The sequence below is a fragment of the Serratia sp. 201 genome (assembly GCF_037027545.1).
Taxonomy (GTDB): Bacteria; Pseudomonadota; Gammaproteobacteria; order Enterobacterales; family Enterobacteriaceae; genus Serratia; species Serratia bockelmannii.
Genome location: NZ_JAXCHC010000003.1, coordinates 226698 through 249904, shown reverse-complemented (window position 1 = coordinate 249904; position 23207 = coordinate 226698). Strand labels below are relative to the sequence as shown.

Sequence of the window (23207 nt, the reverse complement as noted above, 5' to 3'; positions counted from 1 at the left end):
AATGGCTTTTTTGTTTCCCGCCGCCGTGCCACACTTCCCTCTCGGCATTCCTGATTTATTCCGACTCATAAGGCCCCTGCATGATCGTCAACTGCGACCACGACAACCTCGACGCCTGGCTGGCGCTGCGCTCGGCGCTGTGGCCCACCTGCCCGTTGGAAGAGCACCGCGCGGAAATGCGCGAGATATTGGCTTCGCCGCACCACACCGCGTTTATGGCGCGGGGGCTGGACGGCGCTTTCGTTGGCTTTGCCGAGATCGCGCTGCGCTACGATTATGTCAACGGCTGCGAATCGTCGCCGGTGGCGTTTTTGGAAGGGATTTATACCGCCGAACGCGCCCGCCGCCAGGGCTGGGCCGCGCGCCTGATCGCGCAGGTGCAGGAGTGGGCGAAGCAACAGGGGTGCAGCGAGCTGGCGTCGGATACCGACATCGCTAATCTGGATTCCCAACGCCTGCATGCGGCGCTGGGCTTTGCCGAAACGGAGCGGGTGGTGTTTTACCGCAAAACGCTGGGCTGATCAGGCACCTTGCGTTGCCGCTGATGCGTCAACGGCTCGGCGCGCAGCAGTCTCTTCCCCACCAATATTAACCAACCCCCTTCCTCATCCAGCGTTTTCGCCGTGGCACTCTCATCGGCACAGCAATCGTATCGGTCGCCCATCAATATAAGGCCATCAAATACAATCACAATGAGCGTAATTGGTTCTATTTTGATTGGATTTGTCGCCTTACTTTATTTTGAAAAACTTATAATGGGGACATCACATACCCGCAGATACCGCTCAATAGAACAGGAGATTGGCATTTATGAAACTGACCAGCCAAAGCTTTAAAGAAGGAGAGTTCATTCCCGGTGAGTTCGCCTTCGCTATCCCCGATGCCGCCAACCATGTCGCTTTATCGAGAAATCGCAACCCCCATCTGGCCTGGAGTGAAGTGCCTGCAGGCACGCAGTCTTTCGTGATCGTCTGCCATGATCCCGACGTACCAAGCCGTGGTGATGATGTGAATCAAGAGGGTCGGGTTGTGCCCGCATCGTTGCCGCGCGTTGATTTCTTTCACTGGCTGCTGCTGGATATTCCGGCCAGTACCGTGGAAATTGCGGCGGGCTCTCAATCGGACGGCGTAACGCCGCGTGGCAAAGCCGGGCCAAACGCCCCTTCGGCCTATCGCCACGGCATCAATGACTATACCGGTTGGTTTGCCGCCGACGAGCAGATGAAGGGGGAATACTACGGTTACGATGGCCCATGCCCACCGTGGAACGATACGTTAGTTCATCATTATATTTTCACGGTTTATGCGCTTGCTACCCCCGGTTTGGATGTACAAGGGCCTTGGACAGGGGCTAATGTGAATGCTGCCCTGGCGGAAGCGCCGGTGTTAGCCCAGGCGAGCCTGACAGGCCTTTACAGCCTGAACCCTAACGTAGCATCAACGGCGAAATAATCGCATAAAGGAGTCGAATATGAGCCGGACCGGTTCCTTCGGATCAGTGCGAACCAGACGCGAGCAGGGCGCGAAACTTTTGCACTGGCACTCTCCGTCGGGGGCTCCGGTGTTGAGGCGCCGCTTGTGCGGGGTGTGCCAGCCGACATTGAAACGCCAGCTGCACACGCCGCAGTTCGTCTTCCATGAAGCGACGGTCTTGCTGATCGTGGCGGGCCAACTCGGTATCACATCGGCTTCACAACATTTGTCTCTGGAGACCCCCGGCGAACTGCTCCTGGTCCCCCCCAACACCCGCGCAGATTTAGTCAAAACGCCGGGCGATATCGATCGGCCTTTTCGCTCGATACTCCTGACGCTGTCGGCAGAACTGCTGGATGTCTTTCACCGAACCCGGCAGGCTTCACCCCCTATTCCCCCGAAAGATGACGCGTGGAAAACGCTGCCTCTGGACGAAGACCTGTCGGCGACGTTTTATCACGTGATTGAAAGCGTGGAAAAACAGGAAATCAGTGATATTCGCCTGCAATACCGCCTTCTGGACTTTTTGACCGCGCTGGCCGAACGGGGACATGTTTTTACGCATTTGCCATTGGATAGCCCATCACAGCGCCTGCGCACCTTGATTTTTGAGGCTCCGGAACAAAACTGGACGGCAGAAACAGCGGGAAAAACGTTAGCGATGAGCCCGGCAACGTTGCGGCGGCGCCTTGCCGCCGAACAGACGCGCTTCGAAGACTTGCTGATAGACGTCCGTATGCATCACGCCATGATGTTGCTTCAAACCACCCGATGGGATATTACCCGCATTGCAGAGGCCTGCGGTTACAAATCCAGAGCGCGTTTTAGCGAACGCTTTCAAAAGCGTTTTGGTTACGCGCCTTCCGCCATCCGATAAAACGCTGGGCTGATCAGGCGATCTTGCTTTGCCGCTGATGCGCCAACTGCTCGGCGCGCAGCAGGATCTCCTGCAGATCGTCCTCGTCGATATCGAACAGATCCCCCTCCATCAGCGCCTCGTGCAGATCGGCGCGGGTGATGGAAACGGCATCGATCGGCAAATTGGCCGGTTTGGCCTCCGCCGGCGCCAGCGCATGCGGGTAGCGTCGTCCGGCCAGGTTATTGAACAGAATGGCCAGCGCCGCCAGCAGCACCGAGTTAAGCAGCACCGGGTACAGTACGAAGTCATAGCCCATCTGGTGAATGCCGGGGCCGCCGAGGATGGCGGTCAGCGCCACCGCGCCGCCGGGTGGATGCAGGCAACGCAGCTTGAACATCAGGCCGATGGCCACCGCCGCCGCCGCGCCGCAAGCCAGGCCCGGATCGGGGATCAGCAGACCAGCGCTGACACCCACCGTTGCCGCCAGCGCATTGCCGCCGACGATCGACCAGGGCTGCGCCAGCGGGCTGTTGGGCACGCCGAACAGCAGAACCGCCGAAGCGCCCATCGGCGCGATAAACCACAGGTTCACCTCGCCCAAAATAAAGTGGCTGATCCAACCGGCGAGCATCAGCCCCAAACCGGCGCCGACGCTGGAAATCAGCATCTCTCGCTTGCCCACCGCCAGCGGGTGCGGCCACAGGCGCGCAACTCCCACTTTTACCCGTTCAATCCACTGCGTCTTCATGTTACCCGATACGGCTCAATTCACTTGTTGGCAACAAATATATCACATCATCCTGAAGGAACTCACGGCGCCGTAAACCGCGCCGCCCAAGAACTTTTAGCTAACAGATTGATTTTTAGCCTCCCCTCGACAATGATGAATGTTCCCCCCTTAACCCCGAGGAACCGCCGATGTCTCAACCGATCACCGAGCTTTATACCGACAGTGAATTTTTCAGCCCGTACGCCATGTCCGCCTTTGTCGTGCTGACGGAAAAAGGCATTCCGTTCACCGTGAAGCCGGTGGATCTGGCGAAGGAAGAGAACAAAGAGGCGGCCTACGCGGCGCTGTCGCTCACCCGCCGGGTGCCGACGCTGGCGATCGGCGAATTCCAGCTCTCGGAGTCTTCGGCGATCGCCGAATACCTGGAAGACATCCACCCGGCCCACGCCGTATACCCGCGCGACGTGAAGCTGCGCGCCAAGGCGCGCGAGATCCAGGCCTGGCTGCGCAGCGATCTGCTGCCGATCCGCGCCGAGCGCTCGACCGAGGTGGTGTTCAACAACGGCAAGTTCCCGCCGCTGTCCGAAGCCGCGCAGGAGGCCGCACGCAAGCTGATCGCCGCCGTGGAAAAACTGCTGAGCCACGGACAGGACAATCTGTTCAGGGAGTGGTGCATCGCCGACACCGATCTGGCGCTGATGCTCAACCGGCTGGTGATGCACGGCGATCCGGTGCCGGAGCGCGTGCGCCACTATGCGCACAAGCAGTGGCAGCGCCCGTCGGTGCAGGCGTGGCTGGCATTGTCGGAAAAACGGCGCGCCTGAGAAAAAAATCGGCGGCCACGACGCCGCCGTTCTCAATGCCGAGAAACAACATCACTGCTTGAGGGAAGGCAAATCACCATCCAGAGGGCAGATAGCCTAACAATGAAGCGATGGCGTACACCGCGCTGGCCAGATACAGCAACACAATGCTGACCTGCAGCAACGGGTGCGTGATCCAGTTGCACTGCCAGCGCGGGGTCTGGTCGCCCTGTTTGCGCGCGCCGCGCAGGATCAGCATCGGCATGATCGACAGGATCACCCCGCTGAACACCCCGGCGAAGTAGAGCGCGTTGACGAACGACACCAGCCCGCTGTAGGCCAGCACGAACGGCGGCACCACCACCAACAGCAGCACGCCGAAGCGGCGCAGCGGCAGCTCGTCGTTGCCCAACCGGAACTTGTCGAAAATATTGGTCAGGAAGCTGCCGCCCAATCCCCAGTACGAGGTCAGCATCGCACACAGCGCGAAGATGTTGGCGGAGAAGAACGCCCACTGCCCCAGCGCCTGGCCCCAGGAAATGGTGGCCACGTCGGAGATGTCATCCAGCCCGCTGAGCGCGATCACCGACATCGGCACCGCCGCCAGCAAAATGAAGGTCACCACCATGCCGACGATGATCGCCTTCGGCAACTGCTCCGGCTTGTCGGCGAAGCCGCGCGCCATTTCCGGCACGATGTACTGCGCCGAGAAGCAGAACACCACCACGTTGAACACCGGCACCATATAGCGCCAGTCGCCGTCCAGCAGGTTGCGCATCTGGGTGGTGTCTTTCAGCAGCGTCGCCGCCACCAGCGCGGTCAACATCACCACCATGCCGATGCTGATGAACTTCTCGCCGCGGCCGATCGCTTTCAACCCCAGGTACAGCACGCCGGCGGCGGGCACGAAGAACAGCAGGCTGCCCAGCGCCGGCGAGATGCCGAACAGCGATTGCAACAGCTTGCCGCTGCCGGTCATATAGGCGGTGAGCGCCCCAACGCTGTTGACGCACACCGAAGCGAACATCAGCCAGGCGCCCAGGCCGCCGACGTAGCGCTTCGCCAGCCCGCTCAGCTGCAGATGCGCGCGGGTGCGCAGCGTGGATTCGGCAACGTACAGCATGGTGATGGTGGTCAGGCTTCCCACCAGCACCAGCCAGAACAGCAGCGGCAGAAAGCCGGCCTTGCTGGAGGCGTAGGCGATGGAGAGCACCCCGGCGCCGATGTTGGTGCCGACGATCATCGCCACCCCTTCGAGGAAACTTAACGATTTGGCGGGTGCAGGTGCTCGCACCCCGGCGGCAAGCGCCGGAGAAACAGAGATATTATCAGACATGCATCATCCTTTATCGCCCGGCGACGCTGGCCGCCGGGATGGGTTAACGTCCTGACGCTCAACAGCTCACATCGATACACAGGTATTTCAGCTCCAGATATTCTTCTATCCCGTAGCGCGATCCTTCACGCCCGAGCCCTGACTGTTTCACGCCGCCGAACGGCGCCACTTCGTTGGAAATCAGCCCGGTGTTGATGCCGACCATGCCGTACTCCAGCGCTTCCGGCACGCGCCACTGGCGCGCGGCGTTCTGCGTGAACAGGTAGGCGGCCAGGCCGAATTCGGTGTCGTTGGCCATGGCGATGGCTTCCGCCTCGTCATGGAAGCGGAACAGCGGCGCCACCGGCCCGAAGGTTTCTTCTTTGGCGAAGCGCATCTTCTGCGTCACGCCGGTCACCACCGTCGGCTGGAAGAAAGTGCCGCCGAGCGCGTGCGGCTGGCCGCCGGTGGCGATCTGTGCCCCTTTGATCAGCGCGTCGTCGATATGGCTCTGCACCTTCGCCACCGCATCGCTGTCGATCAGCGGCCCTTGGGTGGTGCCTTCGTGGCTGCCGTCTCCCACTTTCAACTGCTCGACCGCCGCCACCAGCTTCTCCGCCAGCCGCTCGTAGATGCCGTCCTGCACGTAGATACGGTTGGCGCAGACGCAGGTCTGGCCGCTGTTGCGGAACTTGGAGGCCATGATGCCCGCCACCGCCGCATCCAGATTGGCGTCGTCGAACACGATGACCGGCGCATTGCCGCCCAGCTCCAGCGACAGTTTCTTGATGCTCGGTGCGCACTGCGCCATCAGGATGCGGCCGACCTCGGTCGAGCCGGTAAAGCTCAGCTTGCGCACCACCGGGCTGTCGCACAGCACCTTGCCCACCTGCGCCGCTTCGCCGGTCACCACCTGCAAAACGCCGGCGGGAATGCCGGCGTCCTGCGCCAGCTTGGCCAGCGCCAGCGCGGTCAGCGGCGTTTGCTCGGCCGGTTTGACGATGATGGCGCAACCGGCCGCCAGCGCTGGCGCCACCTTGCGGGTGATCATCGCCGCCGGGAAATTCCACGGGGTAATGGCCGCGCACACGCCGATCGGCTGCTTCACCACCACCAGACGTTGCGAAGCCTGCGGCGCCTGCAATACCGCGCCGTCCACCCGTTTGGCCTCTTCGGCAAACCAGGTGATGAACGACGCGGCGTACGCCACTTCGCCGCGCGCTTCCGCCAGCGATTTGCCCTGCTCGGCGGTCATCAGCTGCGCCAGATCTTCCTGCGCGGCCAACACCTTGTCGGCCCAGGCCAACAGCAGCGCAGAACGCTGCTTGGCGGTCAGCTGTTTCCAGTCATTTTGCGCCCGCTGCGCCGCCGCGATCGCCTGCTGGGTTTCCTCTTCGCTGACCAGCGGAATGCTGGCCAGTTCGGCGCCGGTGGCCGGGTTGATCACCGCTTCGCGTTTGCCACTCAGGGCATCGCACCATTCGCCGTTGATCAGACACTGGCTGCGCAACAGCTCGGGATTATTCAATTTCATGCCGATAGCTCCTTAGTGGGCCAGCGCGCGGGACAGAATGCCCATCGCCTTGGTGAACTGATCGTCCGGGATGGTCAGCGGGTAGAGGAAGCGGATCACGTTGCCGTTCACGCCGCAGCTCAGCAGCAGCAGCCCTTCCGCCATCGCCTTCTGCTGCACCTGACGGGTGATCTCCGCCGAAGGCTTGCCGGTAGATGGATCGTTGAACTCCACCGCCACCATCGATCCCTGCGCGCGCACATCGGCGATCGCCGGGCTGGTTTTGCGCGCCTGCTGGAGCACTTCCACCAGGTGCTGCCCCAAGCGCTGGGCGCGCTGGCACAGCTGCTCTTCGTCGATCACGTCCAGCACCGCGTGCGCGGCGGCCACCGCCAGCGGGTTACCGGCGTAGGTGCCGCCCAGCCCGCCCGGCGCCGGCGCGTCCATCACCTCGGCGCGGCCCGCCACCGCCGACAGCGGCATGCCGCCCGCCAGGCTTTTCGCCATGGTGATCAAATCGGGCTTAACGCTGTAGTGCTCCATGGCGAACAGCTTGCCGGTACGGGCGAAGCCGGTCTGCACCTCGTCGGCGATCAGCAGAATGCCGTGCTGGTCACACAGCGCACGCAGCGCCTGCATGAACTCGGCCGGCGCCACGTTGAAGCCGCCCTCGCCCTGCACCGGCTCCAGCACGATCGCCGCCACCTGCTTGGGATCGATATCCGCTTTAAACAGGCGATCCAGGCTGTTCATCGCGTCTTCGGTGGTCACGCCGTACAGCGCGTTCGGGTACTGGCCGTGGAACACCGAGCCGGGGAATGGGCCAAAGCCCAGTTTGTAAGGCGCCACTTTGCCGGTCAGCGCCATGGTCATATAGGTGCGGCCGTGGAAGCCGCCGCCGAAGGTGATCAAGCCCGGACGGCCGGTGTAAGCGCGGGCGATCTTCACCGCGTTTTCCACCGCTTCCGCGCCGGTGGTGAAGAAAGCGGTTTTACACGGACCGGCGATCGGCGCGCGCTGGTTGATGCGCTCCGCCAACGAGACATAGCTTTCGTAAGGAACGATCTGATAGGCGGTGTGGGTGAAGGCCTGCAGCTGCTTTTCAATTGCGGCGATCACTTTCGGGTGGCGATGCCCGGTGTTCAGCACGGCGATCCCCGAAGCAAAGTCGATCACTTCTTTGCCTTCCACATCCCACAGCGTGGCGTTCTCTGCGCGCTCGGCGTAAAAACCACACATCACGCCCACTCCGCGCGGGGTGGCGTCCTGACGGCGTTGGTTCAATTCTGCGTTTTTCATGCTGTTCTCTCCGGTCGGTGCCAGTTACACGTTTCGTTCACATTCGTGAAACAATGCCGTTTATTTACACAGGATGTGGCCCTATAATCGAGTGCCAGTTACGAATAATTGAGGGATCCAATTGCGCTCATTGAGTGGTGATCTGTTGCTGCAGCGCCTCGGCGAACAGCCCGATGACAAGCTGCACAAGCGGCTTTACAACGCGATCCGCACCAGCATTCTCGACGGCAGCCTGCCGCCCTCCAGCCGCCTGCCCGCCTCACGCGATCTGGCGCAGGAGCTCAGCCTGTCCCGCAACACCGTATTAACCGTTTATGAACAACTGCTGGCGGAAGGCTACGTGTCGGCGCGCGCCGGTAGCGGCACCTTCGTCGCCGACACGGTGCCGGACAGCTGCCTCTCCACCGGCGGCGCCCCGGCGGACGGCAGCGGGCAACCGCGGCGCGTCGAACTGTCGGAGCGCGGCGCCACGCTGCTGCACCACGCCAGCGCCAGCCCCAAACAGTGGGGGGCGTTCATTCCCGGCGTGCCTGACGTCAACGCCTTTCCCCATCAGCTGTTCAGCAAGATCCAGGCGCGCCTCAGCCGCCGCCCGGCGCCGCAGCGGCTGACCTACAGCAATCAGGGCGGCAGCCCGGAGCTGCAGCATGCGTTGGTGGAGTATTTACGGGTGGCGCGCTCGGTGCGCTGTTCGCCGGAACAGATCCTGATCACTGAGGGCATCCATCAGGCGATCGATCTGGTGACGCGCATGTTGTGCAATCCGGGGGATGACGCCTGGATCGAAGAACCGGGCTATTGGGGGATCCGCAATATCCTGCGCATCAATGCGTTGAACATCTGCCCGCTGGCGGTGGACGAGGCCGGGCTGGTGCCGCCGGAGCAGCCAACGACGCCACCCCGCCTGATTTTCGTCACCCCGTCGCACCAGTATCCGCTCGGCTCGGTGATGAGCCTGGCGCGCCGCCAACGGCTGCTGGCGCTGGCGCGCAACGCCGGCGGCTGGATCGTCGAGGACGACTACGACAGCGAATTCCGCTTTTCCGGCCAACCGATCCCGGCGCTGCAAGGGCTGGAGGCCGACGCGCCGGTGATCTACATCGGCACCTTCAGCAAAACGCTCTACCCGGCGCTGCGCCTCGGCTATGTGGTATTGCCGCCGCCGCTGGTGCAGCCGCTGAAAATCGCCCACGCCGAGCTGTATCGCGGCGGGCACCTGCTGATCCAGAGCGCGCTGGCGGAATTCATCCAAGAGGGGCACTACACCGCGCACATCCGCCGCATGCGGCTGCTGTACGCCCGACGGCGCGCCTTCCTGACCGGCCTAATCGAACAGCACCTCGGCAAACAGGCGCTCAGCGAATTCAACAGCAACGCCGGATTGCACCTGATCCTCAACCTGCCGGACGAGGCCGACGACGTGGCGATCGCCGCCGCCGCCGGCGCGCAGGGGGTGCTGGTGCGGCCGCTGTCGCGCTACTACATGCTGCCCAACCGCCGGCGCGGCCTGCTGATGGGGTTTGCCTGCGTACCGGAAGAGCAGATGGCCGCGGCCTTCACCCAGCTGCTGGCCTGCATCAACACGCCCGAGGTGAAAAAGGCGGCCCCCTAGGGCCGCCTTCGCGCGTTACCAGGCCTGAAGCTGCCAGCCGTCCATCTGTCGCTGCAGACGGTGTGTCGGCCGCAGCGCCTGCAGGAAGTCTTCGTCGTGCGACACCACCAGCATCGCGCCGAGGAAATCCGCCAGGGCGGTTTCGATCGCCAGCGACGACGCCAGATCCAGGTGGTTGGTCGGCTCGTCCAGCAACAGCAGCTGCGCCGGTTGTCGCCGCCACAGCGCACAGGCCAACGCCGCCTTGAGCCGTTCGCCGCCGCTCAGCGAGCCCAGCGGCAGCGCGATGCGATCCGCGCCAAGCTGCAACTGCGCCAACCGGGTGCGCAACGCGCCTTCCGCCAACGGTGAATCCTGCAGCCCCAGATGCTCCATCACCGACAGATTCGGGTCGAGCTGCGACAGGGTTTGATCGAGGTAGGCCGTCGACAGCGGGCAATGACAATGGCCGGAAAGTGCCGTCAGCTGACCGAGAACGGTCTTCAGTAAGGTGGACTTGCCACAGCCGTTGGGGCCGGTCAACGCCACGCGCATCGGGCCGTCGATACGCAGATCCAGCGGCGGCGCGCTGACGAACGGCAGCTGCAGCTGCTCGAGCACCAGCACCTGCTTGTTCGCGCTCACTTCGCTGCCGGGCAGCGCCAGCAACACCGGCTGCTCCTCTTCCACCCGCTGATAGGCTTCGCGCACCGCCGCATCGAGGCCGTCGCGCTGATCCTGATGCTGTTTGCGCAGCGTGCCAAGGCTCTCCTTCGCCGCCGACTTGTAGGCCACCCGCTCAAAAGAGGCGATATTCAGCGTATCGACGACGCGCAGCGTTTGCGCCGAGCGCCGCTGGCTCATGTCGTGCTCTTTCTGCTGGCGAGCGCGGGTGCGGCGACGCTCCTCGCGCGCATGCTCCAGATCGGCGCGCGCCGCCTGCTGTTCCGTGTCGCGCTGGCGCCGGTAGTCATCGTAGTTGCCGCCGTAGCTGCGCAGCGCACCGGGTGTCAGTTCGACAATGCGCTCCATGCGCGCCAGCAGCTGCCGGTCATGGCTGGCGATCAGCAGCCCGCCGCGCCACTGATCCAGCTGCTGATACAGCCAGGCACGCCCGACGCTGTCGAGGTGGTTGGTCGGTTCGTCCAGCAGCAGAAAATCCGCTTCGCCCAGCAACGCCCCGCACAGCGCCGCGCGCATCCGCTCGCCGCCGCTCAGAGAGCTTGCGGATCGCAACGGATCGAAGGCCGGCAGCCCGGCGGCGACAAAGGCGTTTTGCAGACGATCGTTGAGATCCCAGCGCCCTTCCAGACGATCGATATCGTCCGCCAGCGGCTGCCCCTGCTCGAGACGCGCCAGCGCGGCAAACACCTCGCCATAGCCCAACAGCTGGGCCAGCGTGGTGTCCGCGGCGATCTCCGGCTGCTGCGCAACGTAAGCCAATGCGGCATGGGATTCGACGTGACCGTTACCCGGCCGATCCAACCCGGCGATCAGGCGCAGCAGCTGGGTTTTGCCGACGCCGTTGCGCCCCACCAGGCCACAGCGCTGCCGATCGAAAGCGAGATCCAGCGGGCCGAACAGCGTTTCGCCGTCAGCAAATTGGCAGGTCAGTTGATGTAAAACGAAATAAGGGGACTGCGCAAAATGAGCCATAAGCACTCCTGAATGAGATCAAAACATCCCCACAGGGCGCAAGAGCGCACAGCGTGGGACCAGATATCAACAGGTGTGGGTGTTCATTTTCGGTAGTGGCTCCGCAGAGAGAAGGAATTTACAACGCGCAAAGGTTAACCGATCTTTTGTTCGTTATGCAAACAGAGTCTGAGATTCATGACGTCTATCACATTCGGCGCAACGCAGATTCCCAAGCGGCATGACAACGGCTAGATTTATCTCATCCGACCACTTGTGTTCACATAATTATAACAACGGGCCCCGATTTCACCCGATGGAGAGTGCAATGAGCAATTACCCTCACCTGCTGGCGCCGCTGGATCTCGGCTTCACCACCCTGAAAAACCGGGTGCTGATGGGATCGATGCATACCGGCCTGGAAGAGCTGCCCGACGGCCCGCAGCGCCTGGCCGCGTTCTATGCCGAGCGCGCCGCCGCCGGCGTGGCGCTGATCGTCACCGGCGGCATTGCCCCGAACGAACAGGGCGTGGTGTTTCGCGGCGGTTCGATCCTCAACAGCGAAGCGCAATTGCCTCACCACCGCCCGGTAACCGAGGCCGTCCACCGGGCGGGCGGCAAAATTGCGCTGCAGATCCTGCACACCGGCCGCTACAGCTATCAACCCAAGCTGGTGGCCCCTTCCGCGCTGCAGGCGCCAATCAACCCGTTTACGCCGAGCGCCCTGAGTGAAGCGGAGATCGCGCAGACCATCGCCGACTTCGCCCGCTGCGCGGCGCTGGCGCAGCAGGCCGGCTACGACGGCGTTGAAGTGATGGGTTCCGAAGGCTACCTGATCAACCAATTCTTGACGACGCGCACCAACCAGCGCGATGACCAATGGGGCGGCAGCTTCACCAACCGCATGCGCTTCGCCGTCGAGACCGTCAGGGCGGTACGCCAGGCCGTGGGCCCGGAATTCATTCTGATCTACCGGCTGTCGATGCTTGATCTGGTGGAAGACGGCTCCAGTTGGGAGGAGATCGAGCAGCTGGCGCTGGCGATCGAACAGGCGGGCGCCACGATCATCAATACCGGCATCGGCTGGCACGAAGCACGTATTCCGACCATCGCCACCATGGTGCCGCGCGCCGGATTCAGCTGGGTGACCCGCAAGCTGATGGGCAAGGTCAGCATCCCGCTGATCACCACCAACCGCATCAACGATCCGGCGGTGGCCGAGCAGGTGCTGGCGGACGGCTGCGCCGACATGGTGTCGATGGCGCGCCCGTTCCTCGCCGACGCCGCCTTTGTGCAGAAAGCCGCCGAGGGGCGCGCCGACGAGATCAATACCTGCATCGGTTGCAACCAGGCCTGTCTCGACCAGATCTTTGAAGGCAAGCTGACTTCCTGTCTGGTCAACCCACGCGCCTGCCGCGAAACCGAAATGCCGCTGACGATGGCGGAGAAACCGAAAAAACTGGCGGTGGTCGGCGCTGGCCCCGCCGGGCTGGCGTTTGCCACCACCGCCGCCAGCCGTGGTCATCAGGTGACGCTGTTCGACGCCGCCGAACAGATCGGCGGCCAGTTCAACATCGCCAAACAGATCCCCGGCAAGGAAGAATTCCATGAAACCCTGCGTTACTTCCGCCGCCAGCTGGCGCTGCGCGAAGTGACGGTCAGGTTGGGCGTCAAGGTCGAGGCGGCGGATTTAAGCGAATTCGATGAGGTGATCCTCGCCTGCGGCATCGTGCCGCGCACCCCGGATATTCCCGGCATCGGGCACGCCAAGGTGCTGAGCTATCTGGACGTGCTACGCGATAAAAAACCGGTCGGCCAGCGGGTGGCGATCATCGGCGCCGGCGGCATCGGCTTCGACACCGCCGAGTACCTTAGCCAGCACGGCGTATCCAGCAGTTTGGACCAGGCGGAATTCAACCGCGAATGGGGCATCGATGGTCGCCTTGAGCAACGCGGCGGGCTTGCAGCGCAAGGCCCGCAGGCGCCACGCGCCGCGCGGCAGATCTACCTGTTGCAACGTAAAACCAGCAAGGTAGGCGAAGGCCTGGGGAAAACCACCGGTTGGATCCACCGCGCCAGCCTGGCGATGCGCGGCGTGAAGATGCTCAATAGCGTCAGCTATCGGCTGATCGACGATGAAGGGCTGCACATCACCCGCGCCGAGCAGGAAAGTTGCCTGCCGGTGGACACGGTGATCGTCTGCGCCGGGCAGGAACCGCGCCGCGAGCTGCAGCAGCCGCTGCTGGCGATGGGGAAAATCGTGCACCTGATCGGCGGCGCCGACGTGGCTGCCGAGCTGGACGCCCGCCGTGCGATCGATCAGGGCACGCGGCTGGCGATGTCACTGTAAAAAAGGGGCGCCCGGCGCCCCTGATATTGATGACAAACCTCATCCCCATGCCGGGTTGGCAGAGACCAGCGAAAAGAAAACAAGGAAAATCAATTTATTGATTTTCGGCTGATAACCACAAAGGGGGAAAAACCACGCTTTTTCCCCCTTTGTCTACAGACTGAGGGGCGCCCGACGCCCCTGGTTATTCACGCTCAGCGACGCGCACCGGATTTCACCGCTTTCAGGATCACGAACTTCTTGTTCGAGGCCACCAGCGTGCAGTTGCCGAACAGGCGCTTGAGTTTCTGATGGTAGTCGAGGTGACGGTTGCCGACGATGCGCAATTCGCCACCCACCTGCAGGCAGCGCTTGGCGTCGCAGAACATCTGCCAGGCGGTGTGATCGGTAATGGCGTGTTGCTGGTGGAACGGTGGGTTGCACAGCACCGCCTGCACGCTTTCACGCTCGATGCCCGCCAGCGCGTTGTTCACCTCAAACTGACAGCGATCCAGCTCTTGTGGCAGATTGTGCTCCACATTCAGCTCGCTGGAGGCCACCGCCATGTAAGATTCATCGACGAAGGTCACCTGCGCTTCCGGGTTTTGCGCCAGCGCCGCCAGGCCAATCACGCCGTTGCCGCAGCCCAGATCGACGATATGGCCGTTCAGGCCACGCGGCAGGTGATCCAGGAACAGGCGCGCGCCGATATCCAGGCTGCCGCGCGAGAAGACGTTGGCGTGGTTGTGGATCAGCCAATCGGTGCCGTCCAGCGTCCAGTTGGTGGTTTCCGCCGCCGCCGGCGGGACGATGTCCGCCGCCTGGCAGAAGATCAGGCGCGCCTTCTTCCACGCCAGGCTGGTGCGCGTCGGGCCCAGCACCTTTTCGAACAGCTGCATCGTCGAGGTATGCACATCGCGCGCTTTAGCGCCGGCGACGATCAGCGTGTCTTCGGTCACAACGTGGCGCAGCGCGCGCAGCTGCTGTTCCAGCAGCGCCAGCGCTTTCGGCACGCGAATCAGCACCACCGCCGGCGCCGCCGGCAGCTCGGCGAGGCTGTCCAACAGCGTGACCTGCTCAGGATCCAGACCGTTGAGTTTGAGGTTGTGACGCGTCGCCAGCTGGCTCATGTACGAGTCGCTGACGCTGTAAGGGCGATGCGCGTGCAGCGCACAGGCCAGGGTGCCGAAGTTATCGTTGAAAATCAGCACCGGGCGGCCACCGATATCTACGTTTTCAAGCTGTTGCAGCAGATATTCGTCCGCCGCTTCCCACGCCTGCAGCTGGGTGGATTCTTCCTGTTGGGGATAACGCTCCAGCTCAAGTTGCTGTGTTCCCAGATCGAGTTGGCTCATTGCCCCTCCTGACTGATAAAATTTGGGCTGTTTATCCCCTAAAAACGCCCGTCAGTAAAATGTTTTTTCGGATAAATTGCGTATGTCAGGATTTGAGCGAAAAAACAGCATAGAATGACCGGCTGAATGGCCGTTGATACGGAACAAGAATGTCTGAATTGACCTACCTGCAAGGCTACCCAACGCATCTGCAAAGCCAGGTGCAGCAACTGATCCATCAGAATCGGCTGGGGGACGTGCTGCTGCAGCGCTATCCGCAGGTGCACGACTGCACGACCGACAAATCGCTGTATCAGTTTACCGTCGATCTGAAAAACCAGTATCTGCGCAACGCCCAGCCGCTGAGCAAGGTGGCCTACGACAGCAAGATCCACGTCATGAAGCACGCGCTCGGCCTGCACACTGCCATCTCACGCGTGCAGGGCGGCAAGCTGAAGGCCAAGGCGGAAATCCGCGTGGCGACGGTGTTCAAGGTCGCGCCCGAACCGTTCCTGCGCATGATCGTGGTGCATGAGCTGGCGCACCTGAAAGAGAAAGATCACAACAAGGCATTCTACAGTCTGTGCTGCCATATGGAGCCGGATTACCACCAGTTGGAATTCGATACCCGGCTGTATCTGACGCACCTTTCGCTGTTCGGCGAGCTGTATGCATAGCGAGTGAGGGCGTGATAATCTGCGGTTTTAAGCCTGGACCGGAGCTCGCCATGATTCGCTTTGCCGTCGTCGGCACCAACTGGATTACGGAACGTTTTATCGATGCCGCCCATGAAAGCGGCAAACTCAAGTTGAGCGCCGTGTATTCACGCTCGCTGGAACAGGCGCAGGCGTTTGGCGCCAACTATCAGGTCACGCAGTTTTTCGACTCTCTCGAGGCGATGGCCCAGTCCGACGCCATAGACGCGGTGTATATCGCCAGCCCCAATTCCCTGCACTGCCCGCAATCGCTGCTGTTCCTGCGCCATAAAAAGCACGTGATCTGCGAAAAACCGCTGGCCTCCAACCAGCGCGAAGCGGAACAGCTGGTAGCCTGCGCGCGGGAAAATCAGGTGGTGCTGTTCGAGGCGTTCAAAAGCGCCTATCTGCCGAATTTTCTGGCGCTGCAACAGGCATTGCCGAAAATCGGCCGGCTGCGCAAAGCCTTCATCAACTACTGCCAATACTCTTCGCGCTACCCGCGCTACCTGGCCGGCGAGAACCCCAACACGTTTAATCCACAGTTCTCCAACGGCTCCATCATGGACATCGGCTACTACTGCCTGGCCAGCGCGGTGGCGCTGTTCGGCGCGCCGCAGTCGGTGCTCGCCAGCGCCACGCTGCTCGATACCGGCGTGGACGCCCACGGCACCGTCTGCCTGAACTACGGCGATTTCGACGTCACGCTTTCCCATTCCAAGGTCAGCGACTCGGCGATCCCCAGCGAGATCCAGGGGGAGGAAGGCACGCTGATTATCGACAAGATTTCCGAGTGCCAGGGCGTGGCGCTGACGCCGCGCGGCGGCAACCGCCAGGATCTGAGCCAGCCGCAGCACATCAACACCATGCTGTATGAAGCGCTGGCCTTCGCCGAGCTGGTTGAGAAGCGTCAGGTGGAACATCCAGGGCTGGAGAATTCGCTGATCGTCGCCCGCCTGCTGACCGACATCCGCCGCCAGACCGGCGTCGTTTTCCCCGCCGACGGAGAATGAGATGAAACCGCTGCTCGTGATGCAAACCGGCGACGCGCCGCAGGCCATTCGTCAGGAACTGGCCAACTTTGATGGCATGTTCCTGCAACAGGGCAATATCGACGCCGAACGCGCGCACATCGTGCATCTGCCCGCCGGCGAGCGGCCGTTGCCGCCGGCCGCCTATTGCGGCGTGGTCATCACCGGCTCGCCGGCGATGGTGACCGAACAGCTGCCGTGGAGCGAGGAGGCCGCCGAATGGCTGCGCCAGGCAATGGCGATCAAACTGCCGCTGTTCGGCGTCTGCTACGGCCACCAGCTGTTGGCCTACGCGCTCGGCGGCGAAGTGGGTTACCACCCGCAGGGCATGGAGGTCGGCACGCTTGAGATCGAACTGCTTCCCGCCGCGGCCGAAGACCGGCGGCTCACCCTGCTGCCGCCGCGCTTCAAAGCCAACCTGATCCACTCGCAGAGCGTGCTGACGCCGCCCGCCGGCGCGCAGACGCTGGCGCGTTCGCAGCAGGATGCGCACCAGATCCTGCGCTATGGCGATCATGCCCTGACCACCCAGTTCCACCCGGAATTCAACGGCGCGGTGATGAGCCAGTATCTGCAGTGGCTCGGCGAGCTGCATCCCGAGCAGCAGGCCCGCTATCAGCAGCAACAACAACAGGTTAGCGACACGCCGTTCAGCCGCCTGCTGCTGCAGGGATTCGTCGTCAGCCTCGGCGCGCAAAAAGCGATGGCCGGCTAACGCGATTCACGTTGACCGCCGACACATTTTGCATTACTTTCTGCTCTGCAAAGGGGAGTAACTTCATTGCCGGTCAATCGTCATTACGATGCGCAAGCATCCGGTTACCGGGCAACCTGATGTCAAAGGTGTAATCACCTTCATCAACGTTGTAAGTGAGACCTTGCCGGAAGGCGAGGTTTGCTTGCAGCGTTCACAGAGCGGCTGGCGTCTTCCGACGTTGGCCGTTTTTGTTTTTGAAGGATACCTCTGATGATGAATTCCGTTGGCACACCGTGGTTATGGGGCAGCTTCGCCGCCGTCATAGTCGTGATGCTCGCAATCGATCTCCTGTTGCAGGGCCGTAAAGGCGCGCACACCATGACCCTGAAGCAGGCCGCCAGCTGGTCGCTGGTGTGGGTCAGCCTCTCTCTGCTGTTCAATTTCGGTTTCTGGTACTACCTGAATGAAACTGCCGGGCGCGCCGTCGCCGATACCCAGGCGCTGGCCTTCCTGACCGGCTACCTGATCGAAAAAGCGCTGGCGGTGGATAACGTGTTCGTCTGGCTGATGCTGTTCAGCTACTTCGCCGTGCCGGCCAACCTGCAGCGGCGGGTGCTGATCTACGGCGTGCTGGGCGCGATCGTGCTACGCACCATCATGATCTTCGCCGGCAGCTGGCTGGTCAGCCAGTTCCAGTGGCTGCTGTATCTGTTCGGCGCTTTCCTGCTGTTCACCGGTATCAAGATGGCGCTGGCGAAGGAAGATGATTCGGCGATCGGCGACAAGCCGCTGGTGAAATGGCTGCGCAGCCGCCTGCGCATGACCGACAGCCTGGAAGGCGAGCGTTTCTTCGTGCGCCGCAACGGCATCCTGTTCGCCACCCCGCTGGTGCTGGTGCTGATCCTGGTGGAACTGAGCGACGTGATTTTCGCGGTGGACAGCATTCCGGCGATCTTCGCCGTGACCACCGACCCGTTCATCGTGCTGACCTCTAACCTGTTCGCCATCATGGGCCTGCGCGCCATGTACTTCCTGCTGGCCAACGTGGCGGAACGTTTCTCGATGCTGAAATACGGCCTGTCGGTGATCCTGGTGTTTATCGGTATCAAGATGCTGATTATCGACTTCTTCCACATCCCGATCGGCATCTCGCTCGGCGTGGTGGCGGGCATCCTGACGCTCACTTTGCTGATCAACGCCTGGGTCAATCGCCGCAACGATCGCCTGGCGAATAAATAACCATAATCTGTTATCCGGGGCGCTAGTCGCCCCGCGATTGTTTGGCAATTCCCCCAAAACGCCAAACGTTATTGCGATCACACAAATGTAACCAGTATGTTATCAAGTGTTGATCCGCGCTCAGAATTTCACCCTCGCCTCTTTCCAACCTCATTCGATTGCTGAATACTAATTCGGCAAACACACTTAGTTACAGAATCATATAAAGCTGCCCGACGTCGTTCCCGCCGCGGCGGCCAGATAACATCAGGAAGAAAGCACTATGCAAAAACTATTACAAAGGATCACGCAGGGTAGCCTGGTCAAACAAATCATGGTCGGCCTGGTGGCCGGCATTCTGGTGGCGCTGGTTTCGCCGGCGGCCGCTGCGGCCGTCGGCCTGCTCGGTTCCCTGTTCGTCGGCGCGCTGAAAGCGGTGGCGCCGGTGCTGGTGCTGATTCTGGTGATGGCCTCGATCGCCAACCATAAACAGGGGCAGAAGACCAACATTCGCCCCATCCTGTTCCTCTACCTGCTGGGCACCTTTGCCGCCGCGCTGGTGGCGGTCGTCGTCAGCTTTATCTTCCCTTCTACGCTGGCGCTGACCACCGGCGCGACGGACATTACCCCGCCGGGCGGCATTGTGGAGGTGATGAAGGGTCTGTTGATGAGTGTGGTGGCCAACCCGTTCCATGCGCTGATTAACGCCAACTACATCGGTATTCTGGCGTGGGCCGTCGGGCTGGGGCTGGCGCTGCGCCACGCTTCCGAAACCACTAAAGGGCTGATCAACGACATGTCCCATGCGGTTACGCTGGTGGTGCGAGCGGTGATCCGCTGTGCGCCGCTTGGCATCTTCGGCCTGGTGGCTTCCACGCTGGCGGAAACCGGCTTCGGTGTGCTGTGGGGCTACGCCCAGTTGCTGATGGTGCTGCTCGGCTGCATGTTGCTGGTGGCGCTGGTACTCAACCCGCTGATCGTTTACTGGAAAATCCGCCGCAATCCGTATCCGCTGGTGTTCGCCTGCCTGCGCGAGAGCGGCGTGACAGCCTTCTTCACCCGCAGCTCCGCCGCCAACATCCCGGTGAACATGGAGCTGTGCAAAAAGCTGAATCTGAATGAGGACACCTACTCGGTTTCCATCCCGCTGGGCGCCACCATCAACATGGCCGGCGCGGCGATCACCATCACCGTGCTGACGCTGGCGGCGGTAAACACGCTGGGCATCGCGGTGGACGTCCCGACCGCCCTGCTGCTGAGCGTGGTGGCCGCCCTGTGCGCCTGCGGCGCCTCCGGCGTGGCCGGCGGCTCGCTGCTGCTGATCCCGCTGGCGTGCAACATGTTCGGCATTCCGAACGACGTGGCGATGCAGGTGGTGGCGGTCGGCTTTATTATCGGCGTGCTGCAGGATTCGGCGGAAACCGCCCTCAACTCCTCCACCGACGTGCTGTTCACCGCCGCGGCCTGCCAGGCGGAAGATCAACGGCTGGCGAACGAGGACCCGCTGAAGGTGCGTTAATCGCGCGTTGCTTCATAAAAAGGCGCTCCCTCGAGCGCCTTTTTTGTCAGCTTTAGAGCGTCACCCCGCTCTTAAAGATCGCCAGCTCGCGGAAATCGTTGGCTTCATTGCGCGCCGGGCGGCCGTTGGCGATCTCGACAATCAGATCGACGAAGCAGCCGAGCAAGGTATCCATCGCCACGCCGTGGATCAGGCCGCCGGCGTCGAAATCGATCCAATGCGGTTTCTTCGCCGCCAGCTCGCTGTTGGTCGCCAGCTTCACCGTCGGCACAAAGCCGCCGTACGGCGTGCCGCGCCCGGTGCTGAACAGCACCATATGGCAGCCGGCACCGGCCAGCGCGCTGGTCGCCACCGCATCGTTGCCCGGCGCGCTGAGCAGATTCAGCCCCGGCACACGCAGCCGCTCGCCGTATTTCAGCACGTCTACCACCTGGCTTAGCCCCGCTTTTTGGGTGCAGCCGAGCGATTTCTCCTCCAGCGTAGTGATGCCGCCGGCCTTGTTGCCCGGCGACGGATTCTCATAAATTGGCTGTTGATGGGCGATGAAATAGCGTTTGAAATCGTTGATCATATCGACGGTTTTTTCGAAGGTCTCCCCATCGCGGCAGCGGCTCATCAGAATGCGCTCGGCACCGAACATCTCCGGCACTTCGGTCAGCACCGTGGTGCCGCCGTTGGCGATCACATAGTCGGAGAACCGCCCCAGCAGCGGGTTGGCGGTGATACCCGACAATCCGTCCGAACCGCCGCACTCCAGGCCGAACTTCAACTCGCTCAGGCGGCCCGGCTCGCGGCGATCGTAGCGCATCTCCCGGTACAGCTCGTGCAACAGCGCCAGCCCGGATTCCACCTCGTCGTCCTGTTGTTGGCACACCATAAAGCGCAGCCGCCGCTCGTCCTCTATCCCCAACGTGGCGCGAAAGGCATCCACCTGATTGTTCTCGCAGCCCAACCCGATCACCAGCACCGCGCCGGCATTGGGATGGCGCGCCAGATTTTGCAGCATGATGCGAGTGTTGGCATGATCCTGCCCCAGCTGCGAGCAGCCGAACGGATGGCTGAACAGGTGCACGCCGTCGATCCCGTCCGCCTGCGTTTGCTGCAAAAAGCGCTGTTGGATCTGACGGGCGATGCCGTTGACGCAGCCGACGGTCGGCACGATCCACAGCTCGTTGCGGATCCCCACGTCGCCGCCGGCCCGGCGGTACAGCTGCACCTCGCGATCCGCCGCCTGCGGCGGCAATGTTGGGAACTGCGGCTGGTAACGGTAGCTGTCCAGATCGCTCAGGTTGGTTTTGACGTTTTGCGAATGAATGTGCTCCCCAGGCGCAATGGCCGCGAGCGCATGGCCGATCGGCTGGCCGTATTTGATGATGTCTTCGCCCTCGGCGATCGGGCCGAGCGCAAACTTGTGCCCGCGCGCCACCGGCTGCGCCAGCTGAATACGCTCCCCGCCCAACTCAAGCATTTCTCCGGCGGCCAGATCGCGCAGCGCCACCGCCACGTTATCCTGCTCGTGAATCTTTATCGTACTTTGCATAAACCAGTCCCGGATAACGGCTACGCCAGTTCGATGGCGAAATAGTTTTTGGCGTTGTCGAAGCAGATGTTTTTCACCATCTCGCCCAGCAGCGCGATATCCGCCGGCGCTTCGCCGTCCGCCACCCAGCGGCCGATCATCTGGCAAAGGATGCGGCGGAAGTATTCATGCCGCGTATACGACAGGAAGCTGCGACTGTCGGTCAGCATGCCGACGAAGCGGCTCAGCAACCCGAGCTGGGCCAGCTGCGTCATTTGGCGCTGCATGCCGTCCTTCTGATCGTTGAACCACCAACCGGAGCCGAACTGCATCTTGCCCGGCGTGCCTTCCCCCTGAAAATTGCCGATCATGGTGCCGATCACTTCGTTATCGCGCGGATTGAGGCAATAGAGAATGGTTTTTGGCAGACCGCCCTGCCGCGCCTGAGCATCCAGCAGCCGCGACAGCGGTTCCGCCAGCGGCCGGTCGTTGATCGAGTCGAAGCCGATATCCGGCCCGACGGCGGCCAACATGCGGCTGTTGTTATTGCGCAGCGCGCCGATGTGATACTGCTGCACCCAGCCTCGGCGCCGGTATTCGCCGGCCAAAAACAGCAGCACAGCGCTTTTGAACTGGGCGCTCTGTTCCGGCGTCGGCAGCTCGCCGTTCAGGCGGCGCAGCAGGATCGCATCCAGCGCCGCTTCATCGGCCTCGCCAAACACCACCACGTCCAGCGCATGATCGGCCACTTTGCAACCGTGAGCGGCGAAGTGATCCATGCGCTTGTACAGGGCGTCGCACAGCGCGCTGAAGCGGCCGATGGCGGTGTCCGCCGCCGCCTCCAGCTGCCGCAGATAGTCGTTGAAGCCGGACGCATCGATAGTGAAAGCTTTGTCCGGCCGCCAGCTCGGCAGCACCTTGATATCGAAGCTATGATCCTCGGCGATCGCCCGATGATGGCGCAGATCGTCGATCGGATCGTCGGTGGTGCCGACCATTTTCACGTTCATTTGCTGCATGATGCCACGTGCGCGAAACGCATCCTGCGCCAGCAGCGCATTGCCGCGCTGCCAGATTTCATCCGCCGTGGCCGGCGACAACAGCGTATCCGTGATGCCGAACGGCCGGCGCAGCTCCAGATGCGTCCAGTGATAGAGCGGGTTGCCGATGGTGTGCGGCACCGTGGCGGCCCAGGCGTCGAATTTCTCGCGATCGCCCGCATCGCCGGTGCACAACCGCTCCGCCACGCCGTTGGTGCGCATCGCCCGCCATTTGTAGTGATCGCCCCGCAGCCAGATATCGTACAGGTTGCTGAAGCGGGTATTCTCCGCGATCTGCTGCGGCGGCAAATGACAGTGATAATCAAAAATCGGCTGCTGCGCCGCGTAATCGTGATACAAGCGCCGGGCAAATTCGCTGTCCAGCAGGAAATCTTCGCTCAAAAACGTCGCCATCTCGGGCTCCTTACTTGCCGTGCGGCACGGGGTTCGAATCACAAAAGTTATCACACCAATTTTTACTAACGTCCAGCAGATTTTTCCCGAGGTCTGCCGTTCATCCTCTCTCTACGCCCTTTTTCGCTCAATTTACCGGCAAAAATGCCCTGTTTCACCGGCAACAGTATTGCTCAGGCGAATAATTCCTTTT

The 23207-nt window shown here is 62.1% G+C and carries 19 protein-coding genes; 11 read left to right on the top strand and 8 right to left on the bottom strand.

The window, feature by feature from the left end; genetic code table 11:
- The first annotated feature begins 80 nt into the window (after positions 1 to 80).
- From aac(6') to WA302_RS16820, 3 genes are all read left to right on the top strand, one after another.
- Positions 81 to 521, top strand: a complete 441-nt coding sequence (gene aac(6'), locus WA302_RS16830) for an aminoglycoside 6'-N-acetyltransferase (RefSeq protein WP_060448046.1) — start codon at positions 81 to 83, stop codon at positions 519 to 521.
- Positions 522 to 810: 289 nt separating this feature from the next.
- Entirely contained in the window at positions 811 to 1452 is a 642-nt protein-coding gene (locus tag WA302_RS16825; RefSeq protein ID WP_025304333.1) for a YbhB/YbcL family Raf kinase inhibitor-like protein, read from the top strand.
- Between the two features lie 148 nt (positions 1453 to 1600).
- Positions 1601 to 2350: a helix-turn-helix transcriptional regulator gene (locus WA302_RS16820; RefSeq protein WP_261456611.1), complete on the top strand. Its 750-nt coding sequence runs from the start codon at positions 1601 to 1603 to the stop codon at positions 2348 to 2350.
- A 13-nt stretch (positions 2351 to 2363) separates the two neighbouring features.
- On the opposite strand, the gene WA302_RS16815 is transcribed toward WA302_RS16820, so the two are convergent.
- Positions 2364 to 3080 (bottom strand): HPP family protein, encoded by a 717-nt coding sequence (locus WA302_RS16815; protein ID WP_025304335.1) that lies wholly within the window; start codon positions 3078 to 3080, stop codon positions 2364 to 2366.
- 170 nt (positions 3081 to 3250) lie between these two features.
- Here WA302_RS16815 and yfcF point away from each other — a divergent pair, with 170 nt between their 5' ends.
- A complete protein-coding gene (yfcF, locus tag WA302_RS16810) occupies positions 3251 to 3886 on the top strand; it encodes a glutathione transferase (RefSeq protein ID WP_004937171.1) in 636 nt (211 codons plus the stop codon).
- Positions 3887 to 3959: 73 nt separating this feature from the next.
- Here the strand turns inward: yfcF and WA302_RS16805 are convergent, their stop codons facing one another.
- From WA302_RS16805 to WA302_RS16795, 3 genes are read right to left on the bottom strand one after another with little or no spacing between them, the layout of a single operon-like run.
- On the bottom strand, positions 3960 to 5201 hold the full coding sequence (locus WA302_RS16805) for an aromatic amino acid transport family protein (RefSeq protein ID WP_043142048.1): 1242 nt from the start codon (positions 5199 to 5201) through the stop codon (positions 3960 to 3962).
- A 58-nt stretch (positions 5202 to 5259) separates the two neighbouring features.
- Complete coding sequence (locus WA302_RS16800) at positions 5260 to 6714, bottom strand: NAD-dependent succinate-semialdehyde dehydrogenase (RefSeq protein ID WP_043142047.1); 1455 nt, start codon at positions 6712 to 6714, stop codon at positions 5260 to 5262.
- 12 nt (positions 6715 to 6726) lie between these two features.
- Entirely contained in the window at positions 6727 to 7992 is a 1266-nt protein-coding gene (locus WA302_RS16795; protein WP_043142044.1) for a 4-aminobutyrate--2-oxoglutarate transaminase, read from the bottom strand.
- A 121-nt stretch (positions 7993 to 8113) separates the two neighbouring features.
- On the opposite strand from WA302_RS16795, the gene pdxR reads away from it, so the two are divergent.
- A complete protein-coding gene (gene pdxR / locus WA302_RS16790; protein WP_099816638.1) occupies positions 8114 to 9604 on the top strand; it encodes a MocR-like pyridoxine biosynthesis transcription factor PdxR in 1491 nt (496 codons plus the stop codon).
- 15 nt (positions 9605 to 9619) lie between these two features.
- Here the strand turns inward: pdxR and WA302_RS16785 are convergent, their stop codons facing one another.
- Positions 9620 to 11239: an ABC-F family ATP-binding cassette domain-containing protein gene (locus WA302_RS16785; RefSeq protein ID WP_099816639.1), complete on the bottom strand. Its 1620-nt coding sequence runs from the start codon at positions 11237 to 11239 to the stop codon at positions 9620 to 9622.
- Between the two features lie 307 nt (positions 11240 to 11546).
- On the opposite strand from WA302_RS16785, the gene WA302_RS16780 reads away from it, so the two are divergent.
- A complete protein-coding gene (locus WA302_RS16780; RefSeq protein ID WP_197822531.1) occupies positions 11547 to 13568 on the top strand; it encodes an oxidoreductase in 2022 nt (673 codons plus the stop codon).
- 194 nt (positions 13569 to 13762) lie between these two features.
- On the opposite strand, the gene rlmG is transcribed toward WA302_RS16780, so the two are convergent.
- Complete coding sequence (gene rlmG / locus WA302_RS16775; protein WP_043142033.1) at positions 13763 to 14902, bottom strand: 23S rRNA (guanine(1835)-N(2))-methyltransferase RlmG; 1140 nt, start codon at positions 14900 to 14902, stop codon at positions 13763 to 13765.
- Positions 14903 to 15051: 149 nt separating this feature from the next.
- On the opposite strand from rlmG, the gene WA302_RS16770 reads away from it, so the two are divergent.
- The 5 genes from WA302_RS16770 to sstT all read left to right on the top strand — a co-directional run bounded on the left by WA302_RS16770 (position 15052) and on the right by sstT (position 20041).
- On the top strand, positions 15052 to 15558 hold the full coding sequence (locus WA302_RS16770; protein WP_004937154.1) for a M48 metallopeptidase family protein: 507 nt from the start codon (positions 15052 to 15054) through the stop codon (positions 15556 to 15558).
- A 50-nt stretch (positions 15559 to 15608) separates the two neighbouring features.
- A complete protein-coding gene (locus WA302_RS16765) occupies positions 15609 to 16589 on the top strand; it encodes a Gfo/Idh/MocA family protein (RefSeq protein ID WP_025304343.1) in 981 nt (326 codons plus the stop codon).
- A gap of 1 nt (position 16590) precedes the next feature.
- On the top strand, positions 16591 to 17322 hold the full coding sequence (locus tag WA302_RS16760; RefSeq protein WP_043142030.1) for a glutamine amidotransferase: 732 nt from the start codon (positions 16591 to 16593) through the stop codon (positions 17320 to 17322).
- A 252-nt stretch (positions 17323 to 17574) separates the two neighbouring features.
- The gene (locus WA302_RS16755) at positions 17575 to 18543 is read left to right on the top strand and encodes a TerC family protein (protein ID WP_322966492.1); all 969 of its coding nucleotides are present in this window, start codon (positions 17575 to 17577) and stop codon (positions 18541 to 18543) included.
- Between the two features lie 262 nt (positions 18544 to 18805).
- Entirely contained in the window at positions 18806 to 20041 is a 1236-nt protein-coding gene (gene sstT, locus WA302_RS16750) for a serine/threonine transporter SstT (protein WP_025304346.1), read from the top strand.
- 52 nt (positions 20042 to 20093) lie between these two features.
- On the opposite strand, the gene WA302_RS16745 is transcribed toward sstT, so the two are convergent.
- Both WA302_RS16745 and uxaC read right to left on the bottom strand, forming a co-directional pair.
- The gene (locus tag WA302_RS16745) at positions 20094 to 21581 is read right to left on the bottom strand and encodes a UxaA family hydrolase (RefSeq protein WP_336064590.1); all 1488 of its coding nucleotides are present in this window, start codon (positions 21579 to 21581) and stop codon (positions 20094 to 20096) included.
- Positions 21582 to 21601: 20 nt separating this feature from the next.
- Positions 21602 to 23014, bottom strand: a complete 1413-nt coding sequence (gene uxaC / locus WA302_RS16740) for a glucuronate isomerase (protein ID WP_336064589.1) — start codon at positions 23012 to 23014, stop codon at positions 21602 to 21604.
- Positions 23015 to 23207: the final 193 nt, after the last annotated feature.

What these genes read in the sequence shown, in the direction of transcription:
- WA302_RS16825 (WP_025304333.1), top strand. Translation starts at nt 811, where the DNA reads ATGAAACTGACCAGCCAAAGCTTTAAAGAAGGAGAGTTCATTCCCGGT.
- WA302_RS16815 (WP_025304335.1), bottom strand. Translation starts at nt 3,080, where the DNA reads ATGAAGACGCAGTGGATTGAACGGGTAAAAGTGGGAGTTGCGCGCCTG.
- yfcF (WP_004937171.1), top strand. Translation starts at nt 3,251, where the DNA reads ATGTCTCAACCGATCACCGAGCTTTATACCGACAGTGAATTTTTCAGC.
- WA302_RS16805 (WP_043142048.1), bottom strand. Translation starts at nt 5,201, where the DNA reads ATGTCTGATAATATCTCTGTTTCTCCGGCGCTTGCCGCCGGGGTGCGA.
- WA302_RS16800 (WP_043142047.1), bottom strand. Translation starts at nt 6,714, where the DNA reads ATGAAATTGAATAATCCCGAGCTGTTGCGCAGCCAGTGTCTGATCAAC.
- WA302_RS16795 (WP_043142044.1), bottom strand. Translation starts at nt 7,992, where the DNA reads ATGAAAAACGCAGAATTGAACCAACGCCGTCAGGACGCCACCCCGCGC.
- WA302_RS16785 (WP_099816639.1), bottom strand. Translation starts at nt 11,239, where the DNA reads ATGGCTCATTTTGCGCAGTCCCCTTATTTCGTTTTACATCAACTGACC.
- WA302_RS16780 (WP_197822531.1), top strand. Translation starts at nt 11,547, where the DNA reads ATGAGCAATTACCCTCACCTGCTGGCGCCGCTGGATCTCGGCTTCACC.
- rlmG (WP_043142033.1), bottom strand. Translation starts at nt 14,902, where the DNA reads ATGAGCCAACTCGATCTGGGAACACAGCAACTTGAGCTGGAGCGTTAT.
- WA302_RS16770 (WP_004937154.1), top strand. Translation starts at nt 15,052, where the DNA reads ATGTCTGAATTGACCTACCTGCAAGGCTACCCAACGCATCTGCAAAGC.
- WA302_RS16765 (WP_025304343.1), top strand. Translation starts at nt 15,609, where the DNA reads ATGATTCGCTTTGCCGTCGTCGGCACCAACTGGATTACGGAACGTTTT.
- WA302_RS16760 (WP_043142030.1), top strand. Translation starts at nt 16,591, where the DNA reads ATGAAACCGCTGCTCGTGATGCAAACCGGCGACGCGCCGCAGGCCATT.
- WA302_RS16755 (WP_322966492.1), top strand. Translation starts at nt 17,575, where the DNA reads ATGATGAATTCCGTTGGCACACCGTGGTTATGGGGCAGCTTCGCCGCC.
- sstT (WP_025304346.1), top strand. Translation starts at nt 18,806, where the DNA reads ATGCAAAAACTATTACAAAGGATCACGCAGGGTAGCCTGGTCAAACAA.
- WA302_RS16745 (WP_336064590.1), bottom strand. Translation starts at nt 21,581, where the DNA reads ATGCAAAGTACGATAAAGATTCACGAGCAGGATAACGTGGCGGTGGCG.
- uxaC (WP_336064589.1), bottom strand. Translation starts at nt 23,014, where the DNA reads ATGGCGACGTTTTTGAGCGAAGATTTCCTGCTGGACAGCGAATTTGCC.